The 26,574-nt window shown below is 45.3% G+C and carries 23 protein-coding genes and 1 tRNA gene; 8 read left to right on the top strand and 16 right to left on the bottom strand.

Going from position 1 to position 26,574, the window contains the following annotated elements; all coding sequences use genetic code 11:
* Nucleotides 1-42: 42 nt before the first annotated feature.
* From tatA to ACFOET_RS16475, 4 genes are all read right to left on the bottom strand, one after another.
* Entirely contained in the window at nucleotides 43-228 is a 186-nt protein-coding gene (gene tatA, locus ACFOET_RS16490; protein ID WP_090627988.1) for a twin-arginine translocase TatA/TatE family subunit, read from the bottom strand.
* 96 nt (nucleotides 229-324) lie between these two features.
* Nucleotides 325-1,611, bottom strand: coding sequence for a murein hydrolase activator EnvC family protein (locus ACFOET_RS16485; protein WP_379024659.1), 1,287 nt, complete (start codon nucleotides 1,609-1,611; stop codon nucleotides 325-327).
* Between the two features lie 89 nt (nucleotides 1,612-1,700).
* Nucleotides 1,701-2,489 (bottom strand): DUF4292 domain-containing protein, encoded by a 789-nt coding sequence (locus tag ACFOET_RS16480; protein ID WP_379024657.1) that lies wholly within the window; start codon nucleotides 2,487-2,489, stop codon nucleotides 1,701-1,703.
* The gene (locus tag ACFOET_RS16475; RefSeq protein ID WP_379024655.1) at nucleotides 2,467-4,224 is read right to left on the bottom strand and encodes a tetratricopeptide repeat protein; all 1,758 of its coding nucleotides are present in this window, start codon (nucleotides 4,222-4,224) and stop codon (nucleotides 2,467-2,469) included. Before ACFOET_RS16475 ends, ACFOET_RS16480 begins: the two co-directional genes overlap by 23 nt.
* Before the next feature lie 92 nt (nucleotides 4,225-4,316).
* Between ACFOET_RS16475 and rplM the strand changes: the two genes are divergently transcribed.
* From rplM to ACFOET_RS16450, 5 genes are all read left to right on the top strand, one after another.
* Nucleotides 4,317-4,760, top strand: a complete 444-nt coding sequence (gene rplM, locus ACFOET_RS16470; protein ID WP_379024653.1) for a 50S ribosomal protein L13 — start codon at nucleotides 4,317-4,319, stop codon at nucleotides 4,758-4,760.
* A gap of 11 nt (nucleotides 4,761-4,771) precedes the next feature.
* Nucleotides 4,772-5,158: a 30S ribosomal protein S9 gene (rpsI, locus tag ACFOET_RS16465; RefSeq protein WP_262249355.1), complete on the top strand. Its 387-nt coding sequence runs from the start codon at nucleotides 4,772-4,774 to the stop codon at nucleotides 5,156-5,158.
* Nucleotides 5,159-5,179: 21 nt separating this feature from the next.
* Nucleotides 5,180-6,064 (top strand): 30S ribosomal protein S2, encoded by an 885-nt coding sequence (rpsB, locus tag ACFOET_RS16460; RefSeq protein ID WP_379024650.1) that lies wholly within the window; start codon nucleotides 5,180-5,182, stop codon nucleotides 6,062-6,064.
* Between the two features lie 172 nt (nucleotides 6,065-6,236).
* The gene (gene tsf / locus ACFOET_RS16455; protein ID WP_379024648.1) at nucleotides 6,237-7,076 is read left to right on the top strand and encodes a translation elongation factor Ts; all 840 of its coding nucleotides are present in this window, start codon (nucleotides 6,237-6,239) and stop codon (nucleotides 7,074-7,076) included.
* Between the two features lie 348 nt (nucleotides 7,077-7,424).
* The gene (locus ACFOET_RS16450) at nucleotides 7,425-7,886 is read left to right on the top strand and encodes a response regulator (RefSeq protein WP_379024646.1); all 462 of its coding nucleotides are present in this window, start codon (nucleotides 7,425-7,427) and stop codon (nucleotides 7,884-7,886) included.
* A gap of 19 nt (nucleotides 7,887-7,905) precedes the next feature.
* On the opposite strand, the gene ACFOET_RS16445 is transcribed toward ACFOET_RS16450, so the two are convergent.
* From ACFOET_RS16445 to ACFOET_RS16425, 5 genes are all read right to left on the bottom strand, one after another.
* Nucleotides 7,906-8,991, bottom strand: coding sequence for a hybrid sensor histidine kinase/response regulator (locus ACFOET_RS16445; RefSeq protein WP_379024644.1), 1,086 nt, complete (start codon nucleotides 8,989-8,991; stop codon nucleotides 7,906-7,908).
* Between the two features lie 72 nt (nucleotides 8,992-9,063).
* Complete coding sequence (locus ACFOET_RS16440; RefSeq protein WP_379024642.1) at nucleotides 9,064-11,226, bottom strand: sensor histidine kinase; 2,163 nt, start codon at nucleotides 11,224-11,226, stop codon at nucleotides 9,064-9,066.
* Nucleotides 11,223-11,924, bottom strand: a complete 702-nt coding sequence (locus ACFOET_RS16435; protein ID WP_379024640.1) for a hypothetical protein — start codon at nucleotides 11,922-11,924, stop codon at nucleotides 11,223-11,225. Before ACFOET_RS16435 ends, ACFOET_RS16440 begins: the two co-directional genes overlap by 4 nt.
* Nucleotides 11,925-13,043, bottom strand: a complete 1,119-nt coding sequence (locus tag ACFOET_RS16430; protein ID WP_379024638.1) for a ThiF family adenylyltransferase — start codon at nucleotides 13,041-13,043, stop codon at nucleotides 11,925-11,927.
* 308 nt (nucleotides 13,044-13,351) lie between these two features.
* A tRNA-Met gene (locus tag ACFOET_RS16425) sits at nucleotides 13,352-13,425 on the bottom strand.
* Between the two features lie 90 nt (nucleotides 13,426-13,515).
* Here ACFOET_RS16425 and ACFOET_RS16420 point away from each other — a divergent pair.
* Genes ACFOET_RS16420 through ACFOET_RS16410 form a run of 3 tightly spaced genes read left to right on the top strand, consistent with a single transcriptional unit; the run spans nucleotide 13,516 to nucleotide 16,710 of the window.
* Nucleotides 13,516-13,893, top strand: coding sequence for an START-like domain-containing protein (locus ACFOET_RS16420; RefSeq protein ID WP_379024636.1), 378 nt, complete (start codon nucleotides 13,516-13,518; stop codon nucleotides 13,891-13,893).
* Nucleotides 13,894-13,936: 43 nt separating this feature from the next.
* Nucleotides 13,937-15,454, top strand: coding sequence for an LptF/LptG family permease (locus ACFOET_RS16415; protein ID WP_379024634.1), 1,518 nt, complete (start codon nucleotides 13,937-13,939; stop codon nucleotides 15,452-15,454).
* A 35-nt stretch (nucleotides 15,455-15,489) separates the two neighbouring features.
* A complete protein-coding gene (locus ACFOET_RS16410; protein ID WP_379024632.1) occupies nucleotides 15,490-16,710 on the top strand; it encodes a bifunctional 3,4-dihydroxy-2-butanone-4-phosphate synthase/GTP cyclohydrolase II in 1,221 nt (406 codons plus the stop codon).
* On the opposite strand, the gene ACFOET_RS16405 is transcribed toward ACFOET_RS16410, so the two are convergent.
* The 7 genes from ACFOET_RS16405 to ACFOET_RS16375 all read right to left on the bottom strand — a co-directional run bounded on the left by ACFOET_RS16405 (nucleotide 16,688) and on the right by ACFOET_RS16375 (nucleotide 26,569).
* Nucleotides 16,688-17,731, bottom strand: a complete 1,044-nt coding sequence (locus ACFOET_RS16405; RefSeq protein ID WP_379024630.1) for a GumC domain-containing protein — start codon at nucleotides 17,729-17,731, stop codon at nucleotides 16,688-16,690. The genes ACFOET_RS16410 and ACFOET_RS16405 overlap by 23 nt on opposite strands.
* 72 nt (nucleotides 17,732-17,803) lie before the next feature.
* The gene (locus ACFOET_RS16400) at nucleotides 17,804-20,329 is read right to left on the bottom strand and encodes an SLBB domain-containing protein (RefSeq protein WP_379024628.1); all 2,526 of its coding nucleotides are present in this window, start codon (nucleotides 20,327-20,329) and stop codon (nucleotides 17,804-17,806) included.
* Nucleotides 20,330-20,499: 170 nt separating this feature from the next.
* Nucleotides 20,500-22,227, bottom strand: coding sequence for a capsule assembly Wzi family protein (locus ACFOET_RS16395; RefSeq protein ID WP_379024626.1), 1,728 nt, complete (start codon nucleotides 22,225-22,227; stop codon nucleotides 20,500-20,502).
* A gap of 80 nt (nucleotides 22,228-22,307) precedes the next feature.
* A complete protein-coding gene (locus tag ACFOET_RS16390) occupies nucleotides 22,308-23,444 on the bottom strand; it encodes a glycosyltransferase family 4 protein (protein WP_379024624.1) in 1,137 nt (378 codons plus the stop codon).
* Complete coding sequence (locus ACFOET_RS16385; protein WP_379024622.1) at nucleotides 23,445-24,524, bottom strand: glycosyltransferase family 4 protein; 1,080 nt, start codon at nucleotides 24,522-24,524, stop codon at nucleotides 23,445-23,447. It lies immediately after the preceding gene.
* A gap of 57 nt (nucleotides 24,525-24,581) precedes the next feature.
* On the bottom strand, nucleotides 24,582-25,655 hold the full coding sequence (locus ACFOET_RS16380) for an EpsG family protein (protein WP_379024620.1): 1,074 nt from the start codon (nucleotides 25,653-25,655) through the stop codon (nucleotides 24,582-24,584).
* Nucleotides 25,656-25,660: 5 nt separating this feature from the next.
* Nucleotides 25,661-26,569, bottom strand: a complete 909-nt coding sequence (locus ACFOET_RS16375) for a glycosyltransferase family 2 protein (RefSeq protein WP_379024618.1) — start codon at nucleotides 26,567-26,569, stop codon at nucleotides 25,661-25,663.
* Between the last annotated feature and the right edge of the window lie 5 nt (nucleotides 26,570-26,574).

Genomic DNA, 26,574 nt, shown 5'->3' with positions numbered 1-26,574 from the left:
CAAATCCTGTTTGGCATAAAGTCTCTTAGTATATTGGCTATATTATTGTTTATTCTCTTCCAGTTCTTCCTTAGGGGTTTCTTTCTGCCCTTCCTTGAACTCCCGGATGCCACGCCCCATTCCGCGCATCAATTCCGGAATTTTCCTTCCGCCGAATAGTAAAAGAAGCGCTAAAACAATCAAAATAATCTCCTGCGCTCCTAGAAATAACAACACTGAATCTAACATAATCGTTGTTTTAAAAATTACTAATCCCACCTTGCTACAGCACCGTGGATTTTACAAATGTACGGAGAATATTTTTATTTGGACAAATAATCTCACCTATTTCGCCAGCCACGGCTCGGGGTTTATTGGAGCGGCACCTTCCCAGATCTCAAAGTGCACCTCGGAGGTCCCGTCGGTAGAATCTGTCAAAACAGCGCCTAACGCTTGCCCAGTTTGCACCGCCTGCCCGCGTTTAACCACCGGGTTTTTCAGGTTCTGGTACACCGTAAAATATTTTCCGTGTTGTACGAGAACAACATATGCGCCCTGCATATTGATGACTCGGCTTACGGTTCCATTGAAAATCGCTCGTACCGGCGTATCGTTTGCCGTCCGAATTTTAATCCCTGAATTGTCAACAATGACATTCCTTCCAATCGTGTGCCTCCCAAAGCCCTGGGTGATAAGCCCTTGCTCAACAGGCCAGGGAAGGCGACCGCGGTTGCTGGCGAAATCGGCGGAAAGCTTGGCCGCAGCCGGAGTGTTGGCCAGCACTTCTGTGTCGCTTTTACGCACCGCGGGTTTTTCTGCTTCAATTTCCTTTACGGTCCTCCCCGTCCGCTCGGCTTCCAAGGCCAGCGCGGCTTTACGCGCTTCCTCTTCTAGGCGCCGCTGCTCTTCAATCTCACGCTGAATGGCTGTTCTGATCGCCCTCGCCAGGCGCTCGTCTTCCTGCTGTTTCTTTTGCAGCTCCTGCCTGAATTTTTTCTCTTGCTGTGTAAGCGCCTGCAAGACCTTAGACTCTGCTCCTTGTTCTTGAGCGATAACCTTCCGCTCCTCCTGCTGCTCGGCCAGCAGCGCTGCCTGCTCTTTTTTGCTCGCTTCCAGCTGCGCCACCTTTAGCGTTATCGCTTTCTGTGTATCTTCAATTTCTTTCGCCCGTTCTCGCCGTGATTCATTAAACTGCTGTAAATACTTCACCCGCTTAAATGCTTGGTTGAAGTCCTTTGACGCAAAAATGAACATCATTTTATTATAGGCGTTACGATTACGAAAAGCAAACATGATCATGCGTTCGTAATCTTTGCGCAACTTAGACAACTGGTTACGCAAATCTTGGATCGTTTTATTGTGTGACGCGATTTGATTGCTGATTAGCTTGATCTCCTTATTAATGGTACTGATTTTTTGTTCGCGCAGGCGCAATTGCGTATTTAACGCGTTCACTTGTTTTAACGAGAGACTCTTGTCGCTCGATGTGCTTTTCAGGCTCTGGTTGAGCTGCTCGATTTCCCTATTTAGGCGTTCTCGCTGCTTTTTCAGTTCCGCGCTGCTTTGTGCATACCCCATTCCCAACGATAGGAAGAACGCTATTACACTTAATGTTCCACTGATACACTTCATCAATAACCTACTTGTTCTAGTATGCTCACTTAGCCAATTGTTGTTGCGAAAGTAATAAAACTACCCCGATAATCATACAGCATCTAATACTATTCGACCTCATTATACCTCGGGGGTATGCTGAAAGGCATTTCAAGGGCGTCATCAAAAATCACCCTTGTGTATCTCATTTCTGACCGAAGGTTTAATTTATCAGCAGTAATCAAGAGTTTCATATCGTGAGGAAAGGCCCTGCCGTCAGCGTGCCTGTAGTCGGCGTAAAACGCTTCTAGCCGCTGATTGCGGAGCGGTTCGCCCATAAACAGGATCACTGGCCGATAATCAGCATTCACTTGTGTCGTATATGATACCTCATCGATACGGTTTCGCAACACATATTCACCATCCAAGCTCCATACTTCGGCATCATCATCAACAACCGGACCGATCACATTTCCAACCAAAATGTGCTGTAAATTAAAAAAATCCAATCCCTCGGTCGAAAAGTGGTACAGATAATTAAATGGTTTTTTGATATATTCAGACTGCAAACGGTTGATGATTTTAACACTATCCGGTGTAATCAGCAATCGGCCGACTTCAATCCCCATAAGCGCCGTTACAGAGATCCAAATAGCCTTGTCCCGTTCAACACGTATCGTTGCTGTCACATCATAGCTATCGTTATTGATCGCTACTTTGCTTCTGGCCCGCCCGCTGATCGTCGTGAAATGCAGTTGCTGTTTGACGACGCCGCCAATAACATTTGACCGCTCGGTGCGCGAAGCTCTTTTTTCACTGGCAGCTGCATTGGCCAGTTCCTTCTTGGGGGCACACGATATGACGGAGGCCAACAAGATCAACCACAGCGCCCTCTTATTCAATGTATTGTTTCGCATTAATTTTTTTTGATAGCCTATCAATATCCTTGCCAGTGGACTCCAAAATATTCTTTGCTTTCTTCCATTGTACCAATGCTTCTTTTATATTCCCCAACATGGCGAGAATATCTCCGTAATGCTCTAACAAGGTCTCTGATGGATCACCGGAATTTTTGATAGCCTTTTTTATCCACTTCAGTGCGTCATCGTATTTTCCCTGCTGGAAAAGCACCCAAGCGTAGGTGTCTTCATAAGAAGCATAATCCGGTGTGAGTTCAATCGACTTTTTCGACATCTCCGCCGCAAGCGGCAATTTCTCTTTTCGCAGCGCTAAATAATAGGCGTAGTTGTTGAGTGCATAGGCATTAGTGCTGTCAAGGGCTATGGCTTCTTCATACGCCACGTCGGATTCCGCAAACATGGATAACGCGTGGTAAATATCGCCGAGGCTGCTGTATACCTGTGTAAGCAGCGGTATATGCTCTTCACCGGCATTATTCAAAGCAGATTCCATGTGCTTGCGCGCTTCCTGATATTTCTTGTTCCCAAGATATCCGTGCCCAGTAAAAAACAAGATCAGTGGATGATTTGCAAATAGCGCCAATGCCTCTTTGCCATGTATTTCAACATCGTCATATCGGCCGAGTTGAAGCTCCACCTGCAGCAATTGTTGCCAAATCCCGTCAATATACTGATTGATACCTATAGCGTCCTGGTACGCTTGGCGTCCTTGCTCTAGCTGATGCAACTGGGTAAAAATATCCCCTTTCACAGCATGTGCCTTGGCTTCTCCTGGATGGCGCTCGGCTAGTAAGTTTGCCAATTCCGCCAGCATTCTTGGTTCAATACGATGTTTTCGGCCTGAAATAGCCGTATATAGTATCCCAGCTTTGGCATCAAGGCCAAGGTCTTCGCTCATGAATGCCTGACGGAGATAGCTATACGCCATATTTTGTTTCCCCATAGCTAAATACGTATCTGACTTGCCAAGCAAGACCAGTGGCTCGTCGGGAAACAATTCGGCCGCGTTATCCAACAACGCCAGGGCCTTTTTCGACTCCTTACCCTCCGTGTATAGTTCGGCGAGCAGTATATAACCCTGACTTTCCTGCGGCTTTCTGGAAATAAGCATCTGCAATTCGTTGATCGCTGCGCGCCTATCACCTTGGGCCAAGTAGATCTGATATTTTGTAAGATATTGGTCATCAGCCGCTCCAAACTTTTCCGCTATCGTGTCATATACCGCCAACGCCGCATCAAACTGTTTGTCTGCATACAAAGCATAAGCTTTATCGTGATAATACGCTGCCTTGGTTGGGTTAAGCCTGATCAGTTGGTCGAATACAGCGGGCATTTCCTTTAGCCGCTGTTTTTTCTGAAATATATCCAATAACGTAGACCAGTACCACTCGTTGTCCGGATCGAGTTCCGTTGCCCGTTTTGCAGCGCGCTCAGCTGCCACATAATCCGCTCTTTCCAAATGAATCCGTGCCAACTCAAAGTGGATGGCATCGCTATCGGGCTGCAACAGCGCCAACCTCCCAAATGTGTTTTCAGCCGCTGCCAACTGGCCCGATGACCGCTGCTGTACGCCCTTAAAATACAGCTCCTTAATCAGCAAGCTGTCGCCAGCATTCAGTATTTTGGGCATGATGACATCTTCCTGGGCTAAAGCGGGATTTCCCCAGCCTCCGATAGCACCAACCATCACAATCAATAGAAAAGAACACCCCCTTATTATTACTTGCCCCATAACTTTGAAAAATCAATATTATTATCGTACCTTTGCAGTCCCTTAAACTCAAGGGGCTAAATATATTTATTAATTATTTCAAAACAAAGCAAGTGAATACGTTAAGTTACAAAACTGTCTCTGCCAACAAAAACTCCGTCAGCAAGGAGTGGATCGTCGTTGACGCTGAGGGCGAGATTTTGGGGCGCTTGTCATCTCAGATTGCAAAAGTAATCCGGGGTAAACACAAGCCTTCGTACACCCCACACGTAGACTGCGGCGATAACGTGATCGTGATCAATGCAGACAAAGTTAAGTTGACTGGCAACAAGCTCGAAGAGAAGGTATACAGCCGTTACACCGGGTATCCGGGGGGACAGCGCTTCAGCTCTCCAAAGCAGTTGTTGGCTAAGCATCCCGAGCGCATCGTTGAGCATGCGGTACGCGGCATGCTACCCAAAAACCGCTTGGGCCGTGCCCTGTTTAAAAACCTGTACGTGTATGCAGGCAGTGAGCACCCTCACGCTGCGCAGAATCCAAAGACTGTTAAATTTTAAGGAGCCAAGAAATGTCAACAACTAACACTTCAGGAAGAAGGAAAACTGCAGTTGCACGCATCTATCTATCTGCTGGCAGCGGCAACATTACCGTAAACGGTAAGGACTATAAAGAATATTTCCCAACATTGCCATTGCAATATATTGTAACCCAAAGCACAGAAGTAGCCGGTGCAACTGGCAACTACGATGTAAAAGTTAACGTAGCCGGGGGAGGAATCAAAGGACAAGCGGAAGCTGTTCGTCTGGCGATAGCCAAAGCGCTAATAACGCTCGACCCGGAAGTGAAACCTGCATTGCGCGCCAAAGGCTTGGTGACGCGCGACGACCGGATGGTGGAACGTAAAAAGCCCGGACGCCGCAAAGCACGCAGGAAATTCCAATTTAGTAAACGTTAATTTTTCAAGGAGAACACAACAATGGCAAGAACAACATATCAGGAATTATTGGATGCAGGTGTGCATTTTGGACACCTTACCCGCAAATGGGATCCGAAAATGGCTAAGTACATTTTCATGGAACGCAATGGCATCCACATTATTGATCTAAATAAAACTTTAGTCAAACTCGAAGAGGCTGCTTCCGCTATTAAGCAAGTGGTCAAGTCTGGCAGAAAAGTATTATTTGTGGCTACCAAAAAACAAGCCAAAGAAATCGTTGCGGCCCAAGCGAGAGCCGTAAATATGCCCTATGTGACTGAACGTTGGCTGGGTGGTATGCTTACCAATTTCGCCACGGTGCGCAAGTCCATCAAAAAGATGTCGAACATCGATAAGATGACCAAAGACGGAACATACGATGTCCTGTCAAAAAAAGAAAGGTTGATGATTCAGCGTGAGCGTATCAAACTGGAAAACTTGCTAGGCGGCATCGCCGACCTGAACAGGTTGCCAGCAGCATTGTTCATAATCGACGTGAAGAAGGAACATATTGCGGTAAGCGAGGCGTTGAAATTGAATATCCCGACATTTGCTATGGTCGACACCAATTCTGACCCGACGAATATTGATTTTCCTATTCCTTCCAATGATGATGCCACTAAGTCGATCACGCTCATCGCCGAAATTATCGGAAAAGCTATTCAGGAAGGCTTGGAAGAACGCAAACGCGATAAAGAGGAAGAAGCCGAAAAAGAAGCTGCCGCTGCTAAAGCTAAAATTGATCGTGGTGAAGAGCCGGCGGCTAGCGCAGATGTAAAAGAAGCACAAGCTGAAACTGAAACCGAAGCTTCGTTAAAACGTCCCCGCAGCAAGCCAAAAGCAGAGGCGACAGCGGAAACTGAAGATTCGCAAGACGGAGAATAATTGCAAGAAAAGCCGGATGGATAAACCGGAGGTTTCGGAAGCATTATCTTTCCGTTAACCGACCGTATCATCCGGTTTTTTGCTATCATTTTTGATCATCTTTGCAACGGCGCCGAACGAAAAGTGCCGATCAACGAAAATAATTTCTTAATTACAATACGAGGAAAACAACATGTCCACAGTACAAATTTCAGCATCAGATGTAAACAAGCTGCGTCAGCAAACTGGCGCAGGTATGATGGATTGTAAAAAAGCATTGATAGAAGCCAATGGCGATTTTGAGGCAGCGATTGATTATTTGCGGAAAAAGGGTGCTAAAGTAGCGGCCAGCCGTCAGGATCGCGATTCAAATGAAGGCGTAGTGATTGCTAAGACAACTGCTGACGGCAAAAAAGGCGTCATCATCGAATTGAATTGCGAAACAGACTTCGTCGCAAAAAATGCCGACTTTATTGCGTTTGCAGAAAACATCGCTGACGTAGCCGTAAGCCAAACACCGATATCGCTCGACGCATTGAAACAACTGGAAATAAACGGTGTAAAGATTTCGGACCTTCTACTCGACCAAACGGGTAAAATTGGCGAAAAAATTGATGTTTCCAAATACGAAATTATCGAAGCCGAAAAGGTGGTACCTTACATCCACGGCAACTACCGGTTAGGCGTACTGGTCGGCCTTAACCAGGCTGTCGAAAGCGCGGATGAGGCCGGAAAGGACGTAGCCATGCAAATCGCTGCCATGAACCCAGTCGCGATAGACAAAGGCGATGTAGATGCACGCACCACCGAACGGGAACTTGAAATTGCGAAAGAGCAAATCCGTGCCGAAGGCAAGCCAGAAGAAATGGTGGAGAAAATCGCACAGGGTAAACTCAACAAATTTTACAAAGAGTCCACATTGCTTAACCAAGAGTTTGTGAAAGACTCTTCTAAAAACATCGCACAGTTCCTAGATAGCGTTTCCAAAGGTTTAACGGTGACCCAATTCAAACGGGTGCAGCTTGGAGCGTAGCAAAAAACTGCTATTGTATATCCGTTTCATAAAACACCACCTTCTTAAAGAATGTCAGCAATGAGAAGGTGGTGTTCTTCTACCGGCCGTTGTTTTACCTATTGAGCAATAAAAAATGCTATTGGAATAAAAATATCGTAAACCCGAACCGACTTATTACAAACAGCTGCATTCATCAACATTTGCCTTAAATTATTAATTATTTTTATCCACATATCGATAAAGTTTGGTAACTTGGAAGGTGGAAATACGTGGGGCACCGTTAACGCCAGGTTAAAAAACAGGAAAACTGAAAAAGGTACGCAGTTTGCTTCTTAAAATATCCAAAGGTCCAAAAGAAAAAAGCACATGGAGGATAAGATTTCAGTTTTATACGTGGATGATGAGGAGAATAATCTGATCTCTTTCAAAGCCACATTTCGTCTGAAATATAGGGTTTATACAGCAGTAAGTGGTACGGAAGCGATTCAGCTTTTTAAGGAAAAACCGATAGACATCATTATAACAGATCAAAGGATGCCTAAAATGACCGGGGTCGAGTTTTTAGAGGAGGTAATCCAGGTAAATCCTGACCCAATGCGAATTCTTCTTACTGGCTATGCGGACATGAGTGCTGTAGTAGACGCAGTAAACAAAGGCAAAATATTCCACTATCTGAATAAGCCCTGGAGCGAAGAAGAATTAGATGAAACAATTCGACGAGCTTACGAAGTTTATTCGGAGCAGAAAAAAATTAAAGAATCGTTTTCGAAACTCGAAGTAACGAACGAACAGCTTGAGTTTTTACTCAGGCAAAAGCTGCTATCTTGAATCAAAACTAAACGTACAGCTACTTACTAGGTATCACTACAGTAAAGGTTGTTCCCTCCTTTTCGATCGATTGCACCGAGATTTCACCCTGAAGTTTAGCCAATGCGCCTTTTACGTTGTAAAGTCCAAACCCCGTACCGTCAGCCTGATCGCTCCCTCTGAAAAAAAGTTTGAAAATATCTTCAAGATCATGCTCTGCGATTCCAATCCCGGTATCGCTTACCCGTATGGTAGCTTTATTATTTTCTACCGAAACCGATAATTCCACCAATTTATTATCGCCATCTTTTTTCTGATATTTGAAAGCGTTGGAAAGTAAATTGTGCAGGACCAATTGCAATGCCGTTTCATCACTTTTAAACTCCTCCTGTTGTTCCGCTCTAACCCTAAACTCAACATTGTTATTTTGGGTGTAAATACTGTAAAAATGCAATAAATGTTCGAATAATGACCTGAAATCAATTTCTGCGATTGATAGCTCTCCGCGCTTTAAGAGATAATAGTCGTGCAGGCTGTTTATATAAGAATTCAGTTTTAGCACCGAACTTTCCATCAGTGCCAGTATCTCGTGGATGCGGTCTACGGTGTCAAATTCTAGCGCCAGCTTTATCGCCGACAAAACACCTGTCAGCGGGTCGCGAAGGTCATGGCTGACACTATAGGCAAATTTATCAAGTTCATCATACGCCTTTTGGAGCTCTTCATTCCTGATATCCAGCATTGAACTCGCGATGTAAAATTTGTTAGCTTCCTCAATGGAGGAAATGATTTCCTCCTCCAACCAAGGTTTACGAACAAACCTAAAAATATGTCCTTTATTTACCGCATCTACTACTGTCTCCATGTCCGCATAAGCAGTAAGCAGGATTCGGACCGGTCTCGGGAAATCAAGCTTAATCTTATGCAAAAAGTCAATCCCCATCTCGCCTGGCATCCGCTGATCACAAAAAATCACCCGGATGTTGGGATTTGAACGCAGGATCTCGCGTGCCTCATCGGTGTTGATCGCGGTGTATACCGGATAACGGTATCTAAAGGTAGCCTTAAAACTGATTAAGTTATTGGCCTCGTCATCAATATAAAGTATTTCCGGCGACTTGAGCATATAGCGAAGCGAAGTTTACTGGGCCAATGGGGCTAAAAACAAAGTTAACATAAAATGATTAATAACGAATATCTATTTATCAGTATGCTGTCTAAGCGGAATGATCAATATAAATTCGGTTCCTATGCCGATTTGCGATTCAATCTTGATCTCGCCCTGATGCTTTCGTATCGTATTGTAGGCAATAGACATGCCTAAACCCGTCCCTTCTCCGACCTCTTTGGTCGTAAAGAACGGATCAAATACTTTTTCACGCACCTCCTCGGGCATTCCAATCCCGTTGTCTTTTATCGATATATAGACGTTTGTTTGATCCGCCTTGGTTTCTATCTCCAATGTACCGCCCGGACTTCCTTCAAACTTTTTATTGACGGCATAAATCGCATTGGTGATAATGTTCAAAAACACTTGATTCAGTTTCCCGGGATAACACTCGATCAATGGCAAGTCAGCATATCGCTTCACCACTTGCACTCCCTCGCGGACGATACTATTTAAGATCACCAATGTCGAGTCTAATCCCTCATTGATGTCTGCGAACTTCAACGAATTTTCGTCTACACGTGAGAATATACGGAGGCTTTTAACGATCTCGGCCGTCCTGCTCGCCCCTTCATGCATACCCTTCAATAGAAACTCTATCTCAGTTTTGAGATACTCGATATCCATTTCTTCTTTATATTCACTGATACGCCGTTCCTTGACCGAAATGGGCAAATCAGAAAGTGCTATAGCCTCGATTTCAGCAATCGCATCCCATACCATGTTGACATCACGCTTCAAAGGCGCAACATTTGATGTCACGAAATTGATGGGATTGTTGATTTCATGGGCAACTCCAGCCGTCAACTGTCCGAGTGAAGCCATCTTTTCTGCCTCCACAAGCTGTGCCTGAGCGTCCTTCAAATGGGCCAAGGTTTCCTGCAGCGTGTTGTTAGATTCCTGCAACGCGTGCGTGCGCTCTTCTACACGTTGCTCAAGTACAATGTTCTGCTCACGAATTAACTTTTCATTTTCTTTAGCAATCGCTATCGTCTTAAGTTGCGAATCCTCTTTCTCTTTTCGATATATGTTTATCTTATCTGCCAATGCAAATGAGAGAAGAACAATCTGGAAGACAGACCCGATCTCCAAGATATAGGATGTTAATGCATTGTACGGGATAAGATTGAAGTTTCTAAGCACAAACAGCACGACACTCAACAGAAAGATGCTGAAGGCGATCAAGAAAAAGAATGCCGGGCGGTATCCCTTCCTTCTAATGATAAACGCAATTATAATCACATAAACAGAGCCGCAAGAGGCGATAAGTTGCAATAATAGTATACTGATATGATAATATCCTGCCAGTCCCAAGACCAGGCTTATCGTATACAGTAAAATCAACAAGTTGAGCCCCAAACTGTGCTTGGGAACAAATCGCCGAATTTGCAAAAATGGCTTGATGAATAGAATTGTTGATATGCCTGACAAAAACGGGATAATCACAGAACCGTTACTTGCAAGCCAAATACTGTTGGGCCAAAGGTATTTAAACGCGTATCCCTGAAAGAATGCCTGCGTCAACCCTACAAAGAAGATGTAAATAATGTAATATAAATAGACTATGTCCCTGACGGTAAGTGCTACAAAAAGGTTATAGACCATCATCACCAAGACAATGCCTATATAAATACCGAACAATAAATTGTTTTGGGAATATTCTTCGAAAACTGTTTCAGCCGTCCCCAATAACATCGGTAGTTGTATCTGATCCTTCGACACAATACTTAAATAGTAGACTTGTACCTCTCCGGCTTTTAAGGTAAGTGGAAAAATATACGCAGGGTTATCTACGACCCGGGCGCTGTAGGGCTGGGTTTCACCCAAGCATATTCGCTCCGCTACCACATCAGCATGGTAAAGACAGATACTATCTATAGAGGGTTGCCGAACCGTCAGATATAGTTCGCTATCTTCGCTGGTGTTTTTTAGGTACAACTTCAACCATACTGTTGAATTGGTAAATCCGATATTGGGAATTCCCGTTTTGTATTTTTCAAAAAAAAACTCCTTTACCTGATCTATACCCCGCTTACCTGTCGAATCTTGATAAATAAAAACATTCTCAACGATATTAAAAAGAGCACCTGCATCATTGAAAACAATGACACTATCATCGGTGCGTCCCTGCCCAAACACCGGCAATAACATCAGCACTACCAAAACTAAACTCAGGTGGTAAGTCTGCTTCATAAGTTAGGATTAGGAATTTTTAGATTATATTCTACCTCAAACTCTCCTTTTGGACCTCTTTCTACTATAAATTGATGCGGATCCCTTCTTAAAGAAAGAATTTTCTCCCGTTCTACCTCCGTAGCCAAAGACAAATCATCGACATCTTTTAGCCGCATTACCGTAGCAACGAGGTCGTCTTTCGGATAGTAAAACAATCCATCGTTCCCCAATTCTTTTTCGACTATGCAGCCCAGCCGCAATCCCATTTTCACCGTAATCGGAGCGCACAAGACGAATAAACTGACAACTGGAAGTTGTTTAGTAATGGCTACGCCCACCCTAGAAAGGATGTAACTCCCTATGCCCATCCCGGCCACTTCCCTCGAATTCCAAAGACCACAAATCTCGCACGTCCCACCCCGCTCTTTATCGCGCGTTATCATGTCGTAGATCCTGCCGTCGTACTTGCCAATGGCTGTTACTATAGGCAAAGGGTACTTGTCACTGACCACTTGAACCCTTGCTCCTCCATAAACCGCCTTTGTATCTTTGTCCTCAACCAATATGACAATGGTATCGTTGTCATCTACCCAATCTTGCCTGTTGGATGTGATTTTCGTAATTCCGAATATTTCTAATAATTTCCGATGTCCAACAATAAACTTTTCGCAAGCCTGAGGATCGTCGGGAGCCCTGAAAGTTCTTATTTGAATCATTTAATAAGATGCTGGATCTCTGATTAATTCTTCGAAATCAACAAAATATCTCCCTGATGGCACGGGTTCCCCCAATAAAATTCTTCTGCAAGTATCTGTCACCATTGCTCCGCCCAACACAACTGCAGATGCAAGCTGCGGCCAGCCAACGATTGTTTTGTTGAGTTCCTCCAAAGATCTCAACATCTCCTTAGAGACATTTTGTATCCCAATGATATTTGAAAGATAATTAACCTTTTCGCCGATGGTTAAGTTTCTCAACTTTTGGACTAATTGCTCGGTTGGCAATCGTTCCAAATCTTCAACCGTGCCATGCAATATCGGTCTATCAGGCTCCCGGTCAAACCGCTCAACATCCAGCATTCCCCTATCATTGGTGTCCATTACCACAGGCACATTCAGTGAGCGCGCCTTCAGTCTGCTGAATATCTTTACATCGATACTGTCACACTCTTCCACCAACACGTCAATCTTTCCGTCTTTTTGAAAAAAATCATCAATGTTACCATCATTGACACCCAAGGTATAGCAAACTACGTTTATAAACGGGTCCATTTCGGCAATCTGCCTTGCCGCAACGATCGCTTTATTCACCCCAAGGTCCTGCACACCTACACGTATCCTATTCATATTGCTCAGTTCGATCTCATCGAAATCAGCGAGTCTGATTTCGCCACATACTCGCTCCATAGCCATTGTCAACGCTATGCTCTGACCCACGGACAAACCGATTATGCCTATCTTCTTTGTGCGCAGTATATCGACTTGATCAAAATCGATTTTATAGACATTCCGATTGGTACGTAATTTCACGAATTCCTCCTTTTCGAGAAGATGCACACAATTTCGATTCCATGGAAAATACACCCAAACACCATACGTTTCCAATGGAAAGCCTTTTGTCCAGTCGAATATTAGTGCGTTCAGCTCATGTTCACTCAATGTACGCCCAGGGAAGGATATCCTAGCGAGCTCCCCCAATTGTTCTTTAATCGTGTCGTAGAGTCTTATCTCCGGGTTCTGGCGCAAAAGTTCGTCAAAAGCCTGCCGTTCGTTTTCGTGTCTTAAGCGAAAGAAAATAGGTTTATAGTCGATTGTTTCTTGCCGTTGATTGGTCATATTTATCCTATATGGTCATGTGTCAAGACTTTGTGCTTTTAAGATGCCGCTATTTTGCAGATGCATCCTATGGCGCCTAAAAATACACAAAAAATAATAACTCGGTTAAGTTATATTAAGTCAAATAGAAACATCCGCTTTACAAACGGCTGTTCGGGTGATTATATCTGATCTGACTAACACCAATTCAGCTTGCCAACGAACTTCAAGTGCGTTGATCAAACAGGAAAAGCGCTCGTCACAAAGGTAGCATATACACAACAAAAACGCCGAGGGAGAGGTACCCCCTCTCCCTCGGCTGCTGTAAGTAGCGGGGAGCAGGATCGAACTGCCGACCTTTGGGTTATGAATCCAACGCTCTAACCATCTGAGCTACCCCGCCTGAAAATTAGTTTGCAAATATAGTTTATTTTCCTTTTCTTTAGAAAAAAAGTTCACAAAGCAGTAAGCGCAACAACTAGCATAACGCGGCATGGTAGAAAAAGTAAAATTTCAATTAGAATACGAAATCAAGTCTTCCCCAAAAATCCTTTTTTCTTTTTTGCATGAACCTAATGCTTTAGCGCAGTGGTTTGCAGATGATGTCACCTACAAAGACGGGATATATGAGTTCAGTTGGGACGATGAGCAGCATGCCGCAAAGCTGATCAGCCTTAAAGAAAACAAGCTTGTAAAATACAAATGGCTCGATGACGAGCCTTACCACTTTGAAATGGAAATCGTGCAGGATGAATTGACCAATGACGTCGCTCTTGCGATTACCGACTTCGCGCAAGTGGAAAACCTCAATGACCGTAAGTTGATCTGGAACAACCAAATTGAATACCTTCAAAGCGTAATTGGTGCCTAAAAAACCTTACCTTTGTAGGTAAGGTTGCACGGGGTGCGTATTGATGAAAAAAATCCATCTTCTTATTCTTAAGTCATTTATCAGGCCATTCATCGTCACATTCTTCATTGTGATGTTTGTCTTGCTGATGCTATTCCTTTTCAAATACATTGATGACTTGATAGGAAAGGGGTTTGAGTGGTATGTCATTTTGGAATTGCTGGCTTACCAGTCGGCGGTACAGATATCGATGGCCATGCCGCTTTCCATGCTGCTTTCTTCCATTATGACATTCGGCAACCTGGGGGAAAGCTATGAACTTGTAGCAATCAAAGCCGCAGGTATCTCTCTCCGGAAAGCTATGATGCCGCTGTTTGTGCTGGTCGGGTTATTCAGCGGAGGCGCCTTCCTATTCAGTGATTACATCCTCCCGGTTGTTAACCTGAAAATGGGCGCTTTGCTCTATGATGTCCGCATTAAACAAGCGGACTTTCTTATCAAACCCGGTATTTTCAATAACACCATACCCGGATACTCCATTCGGGCAAAAGGGAAAAGTAAAGACGGGAAAATTTTGTATGACCTGATGATTTACGACCATAAATCAAGCAATACGGCCAACAATGTGTTACTGGCCAAAGAAGGGTATATTTATAATTCCCCAGACAATAACACCATGATCCTGAAACTCAAGGATGGCGTCCGCTATGAGGACAGCAGGGCAAGAAATGCCAAAGTATACAATACACGCCAACAGTTCACGAGATTTCACTTTGAAGAGACCGAGCAGAAATTTGACATGTCAGCGTTCCAAATGAAACGCACAGATGAAAACCTGTTCAAAAGCCATCACATGATGCTCAACCTGAAACAGCTGAAACATTATACAGACTCCAATGCTTTGCAGATGGATAGTCTTCGAAATACGGTGTTTAGGGAGACACAATCCTATTACTACTTTTTCAGTGACTATTATAAGCCAAAAGACAGTACGATTGCCCTATCCGCTCCGGCCCCGGTCGCAAAAAGCTTCATAGAAATCATCCCGAGTGATAAGCGTAATACCGCGGTCAACAACGCGTTGAACCAAGTCCGGTACATAAAAGACGTACTCAACATCAAAGCTAATGAAGACGGGTTTTACCGAGACAAAGACATCCGCTACAGGATCGAGTTTCAGCGCAAATTCACCTTGGCTGTTTCCTGCCTGTTACTGTTCTGCATAGGAGCGCCGTTAGGCGCGATTATCCGGAAAGGGGGACTGGGCCTACCTGTTGTCGTGGCCATCATCTTCTTCCTCATCTACCACATTATCTCAACGGTGAGTGAGAAGTCGGCAAAAGAAGGGAACATAGATGCATTTTGGGGAATGTGGATGGCTATTTTCGTCTTATCCCCATTGGCTATTTTCCTGGCTTATAAAGCGGCTACAGACTCAGCGCTGTTTGATATCGAGCAGTACCGTTTAAAAGCAGAAAAGATAATCACCCGGATAAAGGCTAAGCTAGGTATCAAGAAACGGAATACCATACAACATCCACCTTCCAAATCTTTACATGACGATTATACATTATCGTCGTAAGTAACTTACTTTTGCACCCAGTCAAAGGAGGCCAAATGAGCATCACGCTAAATACAATAGAGGAAGCGATCACAGACGTAAAAGCAGGAAAGGTGGTCATCGTAGTCGATGATGAGGACCGTGAAAACGAAGGGGACTTTGTTACCGCAGCACGCAACGTCACCCCTGAAATTATCAATTTCATGGCTACGCATGGCCGAGGGCTGGTATGTGTGCCGCTGACAGAAGAGCGGTGCAAAGAACTCGATCTCAATCTTATGGTCGGCAACAATACGGCTGTTTATGAAACAAACTTTACGGTTTCAGTAGATTTACAAGGTTACGGATGCACAACGGGTATTTCAGCGTCAGATCGATCAAAAACGATTAAAGCACTCATAAATCCAGAGATTAAACCGGAAGAGTTCGGCCGCCCGGGGCATGTATTTCCCCTCATCGCTAAAGATGGCGGCGTATTGCGCCGCGCCGGACATACGGAAGCTGCGATAGATCTAGCCAGACTCGCGGGTTTTGAGCCAGCGGGCGTCTTGGTCGAAATACTCAAAGAAGACGGTGAAATGGCCCGCCTGCCTGACCTTATTCGGGTGGCTGAACATTTTGATCTGAAAATCGTTTCCATCAAGGACCTTATTGAATACAGGCTGACTAAGGACACGCTTATTACCAGGGAAGTTTCTGTAAATCTGCCTACACAATGGGGGCAATTTAACCTGATGGCCTATACCCAAAAGAACACAGGCGAACAACACATAGCCATATATAAAGGCGAGTGGGCTCCCGAAGAACCGATCTTGGTGCGGGTGCACAGTTCATGCGTGACGGGCGACATATTCGGCTCATGCCGCTGCGATTGCGGCCCTCAGTTGCACCGGGCCATGCAGATGATCGAAGAAGAAGGAAGAGGGGTGGTCGTCTACATGAATCAAGAAGGTCGGGGTATCGGCCTTATTAACAAATTGCATGCTTATAATCTGCAGGAAAACGGGCTTGATACAGTAGACGCCAACCTAGAGCTCGGTTTCAAACCTGATCATAGAGACTACGGCATTGGTGCCCAAATATTAAGAGACTTGGGCGTCACGAAAATGCGGCTTATGAGTAACAATCCAACGAAACGAGCCGGCCTGATTGGTTATGGATTGGAAATTGTAGAGAACGTCCCTATCGAAATTGAAGCTAACCCCTTTAACGAGCGGTATTTGCGTGCAAAACGTGACAGGATGGGCCATACCATCATGAAGGATCCGCTTCCATAATTTGGCGGTAAATCCGCCGGATTAGCAAAACCAAGCAAGTGATAAATCCGCCGAGAAAACCACCGATAACAATGGCTCTTACCATTCCAAGCCTATTATTTTCAAGAGGAAGAATAGGTCTGTCCAATACCTGAATGACGGGCTTTTCATTGCGAAGAGTAATCTTTGCGAGTTCTTGGTTCTTTACTAGTTCGGTTAATATCGCCGTATTCGCCTGAACATCCACCGTGCGTCGCTGTGAACCGACGCGGAGACTCTGGAAAGCCCGGTTGGGGCTGGGGTTGGCATCTGTAGCAGCAGCTACGCCTCCAATAGCTTCATTAAGTTCACGCCGCACAGAATCTACTTGATGTGTCAGTATAGCAAGGTTTTCCTGTGCCTTCTGTGTCCTTGTCTTGATGTAAAAATCCGATGCGTTTGCAATGAGCGTCTCCACGAACGCTTTCGAGAACTCCTCGTCAGGCGTCTCCATGTTGATAGCAATAATATTCAGCTTCTTATCCGGTTTATCAATAGTCAAGTTATTTTTTAAAATAGACTTATAAAATTGAAACATCAAACTGTCTTGCAAATACACTCCTGTTGTATCCTTAAACTGGATTCTTTGCAAGTGTTCTTTTTCAGCCCATTTTTTACGTAGTCCATTGTAATCGACAAACCGGTTGACCAATAACTCCTTTTCGCCCTTAATCTCCACTTCGGTGAGCAAGGTCTTGTTGATCATGGAGCGTGATTTAAGAAATTCAATAATGTTGTCTCCCTGGAAAAAACCACCCGAACTACCAAGCCCTCCTAAGTTGAGTCCAAATTGAGCGGCAATACCCGCAGCAGACCCAAGGCTGTTCCGCGAAGAACTTTGCTCCTCCATAACAAAGTTGAGCGTAGCCGTATAGCTAATTTTTTTGCTAATCGCATACAAAAGGCCCACAGCGCCTCCTAGTATCCCAACAATTACAATAAGCCACCATTTGCCTAAAAAATATCGTATCCATTCTTGCATCTTCATAATCAGCTCTTTCAAGCTGATTTCGTCATCGTGCTCTTGGATAGTTTTGTTACTATGGTCAGCCATATTTTATCTTAGTTCATAAAATTAACGCAGCATCGTCATAATGATCGCAGCAAGGGAAGCAACGCCTGTCCCTAATCCTAACCACTGCTGAGGGCTCATCGGCTCCTTCACCTCCTTTTGTGGCACAAAAATTTCTGCCCCTGGCTTGATCGGCGGGTAATTATTAAAAAACAAAAATCTGTTTGTGCTCTTCACTGACCCGTTAGCGTATAATACATAAGAGCTTTTTCGCAATGCTCTAGAAGAAAACCCACCCGCTTGCGAAATGTACTGTTTAAAGCTTTTGGTCGGAGCATACACTGCTGTGGAAGGGGCCAATACTTCCCCCGATATCTTGACCGTTTGCAACTCCTTAGGCACTCGAATTACATCTCCATCTTCTAAAATTAAGTCGCCGCGATCTCCTGGCTGCCTGATGATCCGCTCAAGGTTGATACCAACAAAGTCATTGTTGATATTCCTACTTATACTTGCATCATTAATTACACTAGCATCACTCTGCAATTGCTTCAGGGCAAGCAATCGATTATATTCGTCTTGTTTCTGCAGTTCCCGTTCTGCTTTTTCTGCGTTTGTCTCGGCCGTCTTGGTACTGCTTAAATTTCTGTCCCGTTTTAACGATGCTCCTTCCACATAAGCAAAAGGTGTAAAGCCCCCCGCGCGTTTGATGATATCGGAAATACGCTCATCCTTGCGGGTTATCGTGTACAAGCCTGGATACAGCACTTCTCCCTCGATCCGCACTGTTTTCTGTGTTTCGTATCCCGCAGCAGTCCGGACTACCACTTTATCGAACGGCATTAGCACGAAGTCCGCATCTTCTTTCCGTAGCCCCTTATCTGCAGACACCTGAAAAACCTCTGCGACCTGAGCAGATTGAGAAAGTGCGTCTGCGTTTGTAACTCGTCTAGACACCTCAATTCGGCTTCCCGTCGCACTTTCTCTAAATCCTCCCGCCTGCATGATTAGGTCTTTCAACGTCATCCCTTCTGCATAATCAAATTGTCCGGGTGTGCGAACTTCACCATCTATCTCCACGAGGTAGGCTTCGCGCAGATCAAATATGGAGGAGACCGTAACAATGTCTTCCCGCTTCAACTCAACGTCAGCCGTTGTCCCGGCTAAAACTCCCGACACGCTGAATGAAAGTTGCTCCATCTGGAAATCATCCTTTAGTCGTAATATATACCCTCGGTTCAGAAATGCGTCTTCTTTTAACCCATCAGCTTTCTTGATCAACATAGATAATGTCAACCCAGGACTAAGTTCATATTCTCCCGGTCGAAATACCGCTCCCTTGATAGTTACGCGGTTTTCGAATCGGTCCAATATGCGCTCTATCTTGAATCGGTCACCCGTTTTTGGTTCATAATGTGAGAACTGACTGCTCAGCAAATCTTCAATCCGTTGCTCCCGATCTGTCCGCTTTGTGACCTTGATTCGTGCGCGATAAGCATTTTCGGTGAAATCTCCTGCATAGGCGAGGAGCCTATCGAACGTCTCCCCCTCTTTCAATTCAAATATAGCAGGCCGTTTCACCTCTCCGCGCATTTCTACCCTGTTTTGATATGGTGGTACCATAATGATATCCTGGTCCTCTAATCGGATATTCTCCGAAAAAAAGCCATTGATCAGCACATCATAAATATCCAATGTCGCGACTACTCTTCCATTTCTGATGATATCGATTTTCCGGAACGATCCGTTGTTGGTAGGTCCCCCTGACCAATATAATGCGTTAAACGCCGTCGCAACGGAAGGCAAGGTATATGAACCGGGTTGGACTACCTCACCGGTGACGGTCACCTGAATGCTACGAATATTACCTAATGCGACGTTCACTTTCGTCTCTCCGGTACGGATAGCCGAATAAACTTCGGACAATTGCTTGGTGATCCGCGCCGTTGCTTGTTCAATGGTCATCCCGGCCACAGAAACTACACCGATATATGGAATATTGATGACTCCTTCTGGAGTAACTGTCAGGGCATGCCCGTCTTCGGACTTTCCATAAATATCAATCAAGATCTGATCGCCCGGACCTATCACGTAATTTTGGGGAGTAGCGATACGCAAATTAGGTTCAAATACAGGCGTAACATCTTGAAACAATGAAGCACCAAATACTTTTAAGTGGAGATTTCGGGCTGCTTTATCGATTGCGGCCAGTGAATCCAAATTCAGTGTATCGCTGCTCATTGGCGGCGATAACGAGTCGGCCAATTGGCGTTCTGTATCTCTCATCGGCGTCGGCGAACTTGACGCCCCCGTCGCGGGCCCGTCCAACCGCTCTATCCGCTCCCTTAGCTTTTGAATTTCCGCGGGCGGCATACCCCGCTCCAATGCCAACCGCTCCATTTGGCTTTCGCTCAACCCAGAAGACTCGGCTTGTCTCAGATAAGCCCGGATCTGTTCATCCGACAAATCGTCGACACGAACATTCGATAAATCTGATGAGTTTATCGACTGACCGTAACTCCCGCCCCCAAATATTCCTAGGCAAACCAATAAAAGAATACTGATAGCATAAAAAAACCGATACTTCATCTACCTCTTGTTCTGAAAAGTTAACATGCAATAAAACCCACCGCTTCTAATTTATCGCAAATAAAACGTTTTTTTTTTACTTTGCCTACAATCGCCCATTAATTCCGTTTAAAGCTGGCCGCCTATCAGTTTTCCTATTTGAACGATGGTTTAGCAGCAACAGTTTAGTGTTAAAACCTGTAAGACAATCCAATCTGAATCGTTATATTGGTCTTGTCTTGGGGGTCAAACTCCCAGAACGTATTACCCGGTGGCATATAAAACTCAAACCGATAGTTGTATGCATGGGTGTACTGAAGCCCCGCCGAAGCGATCAAACGATCAAAATCCCAATCAGCATATGCCCGCACGCCCAAGTCGACCCATTGTCTCCTCAAATCGTTTACATGTCCGTAGCTATAAAAAAAGTCTTCCTTTTGTACGAATCGCTCAAATTGAAGCCCTACTTGTTTAAACCCCCGCAGCCACGATACCTGTACCGACTGTATGTTGCTGCCAGGTCCAATACCCGCACCCAACACCTGGCCGCGATGGGTATACCCATCCCTGACAACATGATGGGTGTACCAGGTCGGAGTCGGGCTGTCATTCAAAAAATAACTGGAGTTGAATGCCAGTTGCGTTATTTCGGCCCCAAGTTGGAAGAGGTCCCCGGCTTTTATCCAGTTTGACGGCAAGAGTTTCCTGAATCCAAGTACATACCCTCGGGAATGCGCCGCCTGCACCATTCTGTCCCTCCCATCATGCGGCCTTAGGCTTCTCCCGTATTCGCCATAAAGTTCGAGCATCCCAGCGGGCATCGCCCAGCGGAAAAAGATCGAATTATAGTCGATACTATAGTCCTGGCTCGTCCGCTCAGCCCCATTGCCAGCATCCAAATAAGCGACATCGCGCGCTTCAGGTTTCACGAAAGGTAAAAAATCCCTCAAGCCGTTCACATCGGGCCTATTGACTACCTTGGTGGTTATCCAGCCTAACGACAATCCTTTTATCCATCGGGGTTGATAGCTCGCAATCAATCCGGAGAAGGACCGATCCACATCGGGCTTTTCCACATAAAACAGCTCGTGATGCCTACTTTCTTCCGTGTACGATGGCGGATATCCCGATGACCTCAGCTTTCCAACCACGAACTGCCCTTCGAAAGACCCAATCGCCGTGGAAACCGGCTTCGTTGTATTGATCGTCAGGTGAGGAAACCCTGGCGCCGTATTGCTCATCAGCAAAGCGTTCCGTATTCCAGGCCCCCACCATAGGTTTTCGGTCGACAAGCCAATAGATACCGGATCAAAATTCGCCCGGACGCTGCTTTGCCCCATAAATGCTCGCGAGTACGGTCCTTTGCCAAAATACTCAGGCATATCAATGCGATTACCGAACGTATAGTACCAGTGCCAGCCGTATCCGGGCGACGCGGCAAGCTCATCGTAACGATTGTTACTTGCTATGATCACCTCGGGTTGGAATTGCACGGTCAGGAAGCGATATTTAGCAAATATACCTGCCGAAAGTTTCGATTGCCCGCCCGCTGCAGGGATCATATTTCCATCGTTCCAACCATATGGATATTCCGTATTGTTCCGGTATAGGAAGCTGGCGGGCAGGAGTTGCACATAGCCATGGTTATCCGGCATAGTATAGATGATGCTACTATTACCCAATGAACTGTCGGGATCAAAAACATCCGCACGCTGCAAAGCGGCCGCCGTTAAAGGCCGTATAGTGAATGAGATGGTTGAATCGACGAGTCCCAACAATTGATCTCGTCTGTAGCGATCTTCAAGTACCTGCGAGCCAACAGGCAGGACTTGGCCGTTTAAAGAAAACGGGCCTATTGCGATGATAAAAACAATAAAAAAAATAAGGGACTTAGCGACAAACCGCCCGTAACTTTGCATAAATAATAGGTTATGTATAGACCGTGGTTTCCACTTTACGCAACTTTTGCACGCAAAAGTAATCAAAAAACATGCCTTTCCTACTTTTTTTCACCTAGGATTTCGGTTATCGTTGCATTGTAGATGGAAATGATCCGGTCAACGGAATATTCTTTGATCATCTTGTCCCTACCCTTCTGTCCCATTGATCTTCGCATGTCCTGAGATAAATTAATCATACGCTCCATACAGGCGGTCAAGCTGTCTACGTCTTTTACTCGGCACAAATATCCATTATCCCCATCATCTATCAACTCCTTACACCCAGGTATGTCGCTAGCTATGAGAGGCTTACCCATAGCAGCACTTTCTTGCAGCGTGGTCGACATACCTTCCCTGTAGGACGGTAATACCACACAATCGCAATCAACCAAAACAGACCGGACATCGTCGACGGCGCCAAGGTAACGTATCCACCCGTCCCCAATCCATTCGTTCAGGCGCGTCTCTTGTACTGCCGCGGGATTTTCAACATTCAGATAACCCAAAACCAAAAAAACGGTATCAGGATATGCACGTTTGATTCGTTTTGCAGCCTCCACAAACTCAGCTATACCCTTGTCGTAAAGCAGCCTACCGACAAACAAGAACCGAAACACACCGCGGTCGGCAGCCGGCAAGAACAACTCTGGATTAAAGGTATCGACGCAGTTCACTCCCTCTCCGGGGATCCGAAACGCCCTTCGGTGATCGACCAACCCATGCGAGACAAAAAAATCCAAGTCGTCCCGATTGAGAAACCAAACCCGCTCGGTTTTTCGCAACGTCAGGCGGTAAAGTTGCTTAGCTATCGCTGTCACGACTCCCTTATTAATAAATGCATACCCTAGACCGGTGATCACGGCAATGGTGGGAATGCCGTATCGCTTTGCTGCCCAAGTACTGTAGATGTTTGGTTTAATCGTATATTGGATAATTAAATCAGGCTTTTCTTCCCGGTATATACGCTTGAACTCGCGATAGAGCATGATATCCTTTACAGGGTTAAGCCCCTTTGGATACAATGATTGCAAAAGTACAACCTTTGCACCCAAAGATGCTAGCTGCCTGGCAAATGCGTCTGCAGGCATTAACAACAAAACTTCATACCCCGCTGCCACCAGCGACTTGATGACATCAATACGAAATCTCACAAAACTCCAACCCGTATTCGAAACCAAGCAGATCTTACCGGCCATTCATTTTTTTATATATAAATTAATAGCAGCAATCAGCGAATCAGAAAATACTGGCGCCCCCTTGAATGTCTGATACGCGTTGCTGGAGATGGCTTCGCACTTTACGCGATCTCGTAACACCGCTAACAGATTACGCAATGAACGATCCCACGCTTGGCTATCGCCTGTGTCAGCAAACACCGCGGAGTGCCCATCAACCGCGTATTGAGCGACACCACCAACAGGTGTAACGAAGCATACCATTCCCTGCTGCATCGCCTCCGCCACGCTCATCGCCATGCCCTCTTGCGCGCTTAACTGCATGTAATAATGGTGACAACCATAAAGTTTCCACTTCTCTGTAAAACCGATCTCACCTTCAATGGAGACATATCCCCTCAAACCACATGCGTCAATAGCTTCTTCAACAGCCGACTGGTCACCGTCATCCCGTCCATATATCCGCAAGGTTGCATCCACCCCGTTTTTGCGAAGCCAAGCAATTGCTTTGACAGCCAGCGGCACCCGCTTTATCGCGTGAAGCCGACCTATGAAAAAAAAATGCTTCGGCCCCGTAAAATCACGTCCCTTAATATCGCTTGGAGATATCGTTGTCAGGTAAGAAAGCACGTTGATCGCTGCTGTGTCTCCTAAAACCCGCTTAGCCAAAGACGCTGTTGCATGCGAATCCACGAAAACGGCGTCACTCAAGCGCAAGCCCAGTTTGCTGAAGATGCGGTCAGCCCAATGGAAAAAATTGTCACTATGCAACAGCATAAAGTAGTTGGATTGCCTGTTGAAAACCCGGTAAAAACTCCCTACAATCGCAGATCTCCATAAAGAGCTAATCACAATATCCGGATTAAATTTGCGCATCCTCATATAGAGCACAGGCAAATAGAATGGCAATGCGTAAACCGGTATGTTGCAGAACCTCATTTTGTCCCTTAATGGCGCGTCCAACGATTGAAGCAACTGATGCTCCTGCCCGCCTCCCAACACATACACACGTAGGTCAAAATATTTATCCAAGTCAGGTAAAGCAGTCACCAACGCCGTCTCTGCCCCGCCAATAGCGATCCCATGAATAATATAAACCAACTTGCGTTTACATGACATTGGCATCGAACTTCCCTTAACACCGGCTCCCATCCCGCCTTACAAAATTGAATAGGGCTGCATCAGATTGGGATTGACCATCTTCAACCCATAATACAAAACGTATAACATAAAAATCGCCCGTAAAAATAACGCTAAAAACTTTTCAGACCTATCTGATTCCAACATTTTGCACACATAAGGCATGCTGAATAAAATAGCACCAAACAACAGCAACGCTAATCGCTGCATAATGGCAAATGAAATAAACAACAAATTGATAAACGAAGCAAGCGATAGCGCGATAAACATATAATCGATTACCTTTTTAGGGTGATAATTCAGCAACCTTCGCCTAAAAATCATCATACCAGCCATAAACACCTGCGCAATAATGGAAGGGACATATCCCCCTTTACCCAACTCATCAAATTCGACATACTGCGCAAGCGTCGGCGGCAATCCTCCTAAGCTAAAAAGAATCATGACAGGATTAAAGAGCCCCCCTAATACGCCCAAAAGCGGCAACACAAAATAAAACCAGAGGCTCTTTATCAACACATAAAACAAACTGACAAAAGGCACGATTAACACCGCACTATGAAAGCCAGCGCCAACCAGCACTAAGACAGCGAAGCTCCAGTATTTGCCTTCCGTCAACCTGAACAGCGCCCATAAGCCCAGCCCCGCAGATAGAGCGAAGCGAATTTGCGTAAAATCCCGATAAAAGTAAAAAAAGCAGACATACAACAAAAGGGATGCAAAAGGAAACGGGCTTTTTTTATAGATTAATGTGTAGTTAACCAGTCCGGTCAGTATCGCCATTAGCAAAAACACGGTACGGATCCCACCCCCCAATGAGTGAATCACTTTATTCAACACCAGGTATCCGCGCTCCATGGTTTCATCGTAGTTGCCTGTTATCAAATCCGACCATGGTAAACTTGCCGCCAAGCTAAAGGCTTCCTCATAGTTTACACTGTCATTATCAACCCCAACAGACCGTAATCCAACGAACAACACCAACACGATGCAATACCCTACATATACAGAAAATCGAATAGCATGGCTTCTCACTAGGTCAAACACGCTTAGCAAGAATGTGGTTATCACGATTGCGTAGTATGGCGTCATCCAATCTATCCGGATTTACTTTTTAATCGGTCAATGAGACACAGCGTGTAGCATAATGGCAGAAAAACCATCGTCCACTGCTGTTTGACCATTTTCCGCTTATGCCTAAAGGTATGCTTTTGATCATAAACCGCAAATCTCCAGAAGTTGACCGCTGACTTAAGGCGGTGTACGCAGGGTATCTGCTCGTTGTTGAGAAATTCGGCATAGTATAGCGATGCGTATTGAGGGTTTGTTTTACGCAGCCGGAATGACTTCGCACTCAAGCCGTCTGCCAGATAGTTACCCACGTATATACCTTTATTGAAAAATACCAATCGATATGACGCTGCAATGCGGTTCCAGACCAACGCTTCGGTGCAGAATTTCTCGCCCTCAATGTCGGGAAACGGATAAGCACGTAATATATCCGTCCGGTATACTTCTGCCTTATCACCCTGATAACCGCGACGGTAGCGGTAATCTACTGTTGTCGTATCAAGGACATCATAGTCAACCTTTCCTCCGACTACCGCACCATTTTCATCGATACGCAACCCGCAAATACCGGCGTACTCTTTCGGATTCGGCTTTTGCAGCACAGCCGACCATCGGCTGGATATTTCCATCAATGCATGCCCCGGCAGGTAGTCATCGCTATCCACAATAAAAAACAACGCACCTTTTGCCAGTTGCACGCCCTTATTGATCGCCCGATGTTTACCCGCGTTCGCTTGATAATGGTATGATATCGACAAGGCGCCCTCTGAGATAAAGTCGTTGACAAGAGCTGCGGTGCCATCGTTGCTTCCATCGTCCACAATAAGCCATTCGTGCAAAAACCGAGCTTGCAGTTTCAGGCTAGCATAAAGCCTACTCAGGTAATTGCACCTATTGTAGGTCGGCGTAAACACGGTAATGGACACCACTGCCATAATGT

Origin of the sequence: Parapedobacter deserti, from assembly GCF_042646065.1 — a bacterium.
In the GTDB taxonomy this organism is placed as follows: Bacteria; Bacteroidota; Bacteroidia; order Sphingobacteriales; family Sphingobacteriaceae; genus Parapedobacter; species Parapedobacter deserti.
The sequence above is the reverse complement of the archived record's forward strand: the minus strand, read 5'-3'. Positions and strand labels throughout refer to the sequence as shown.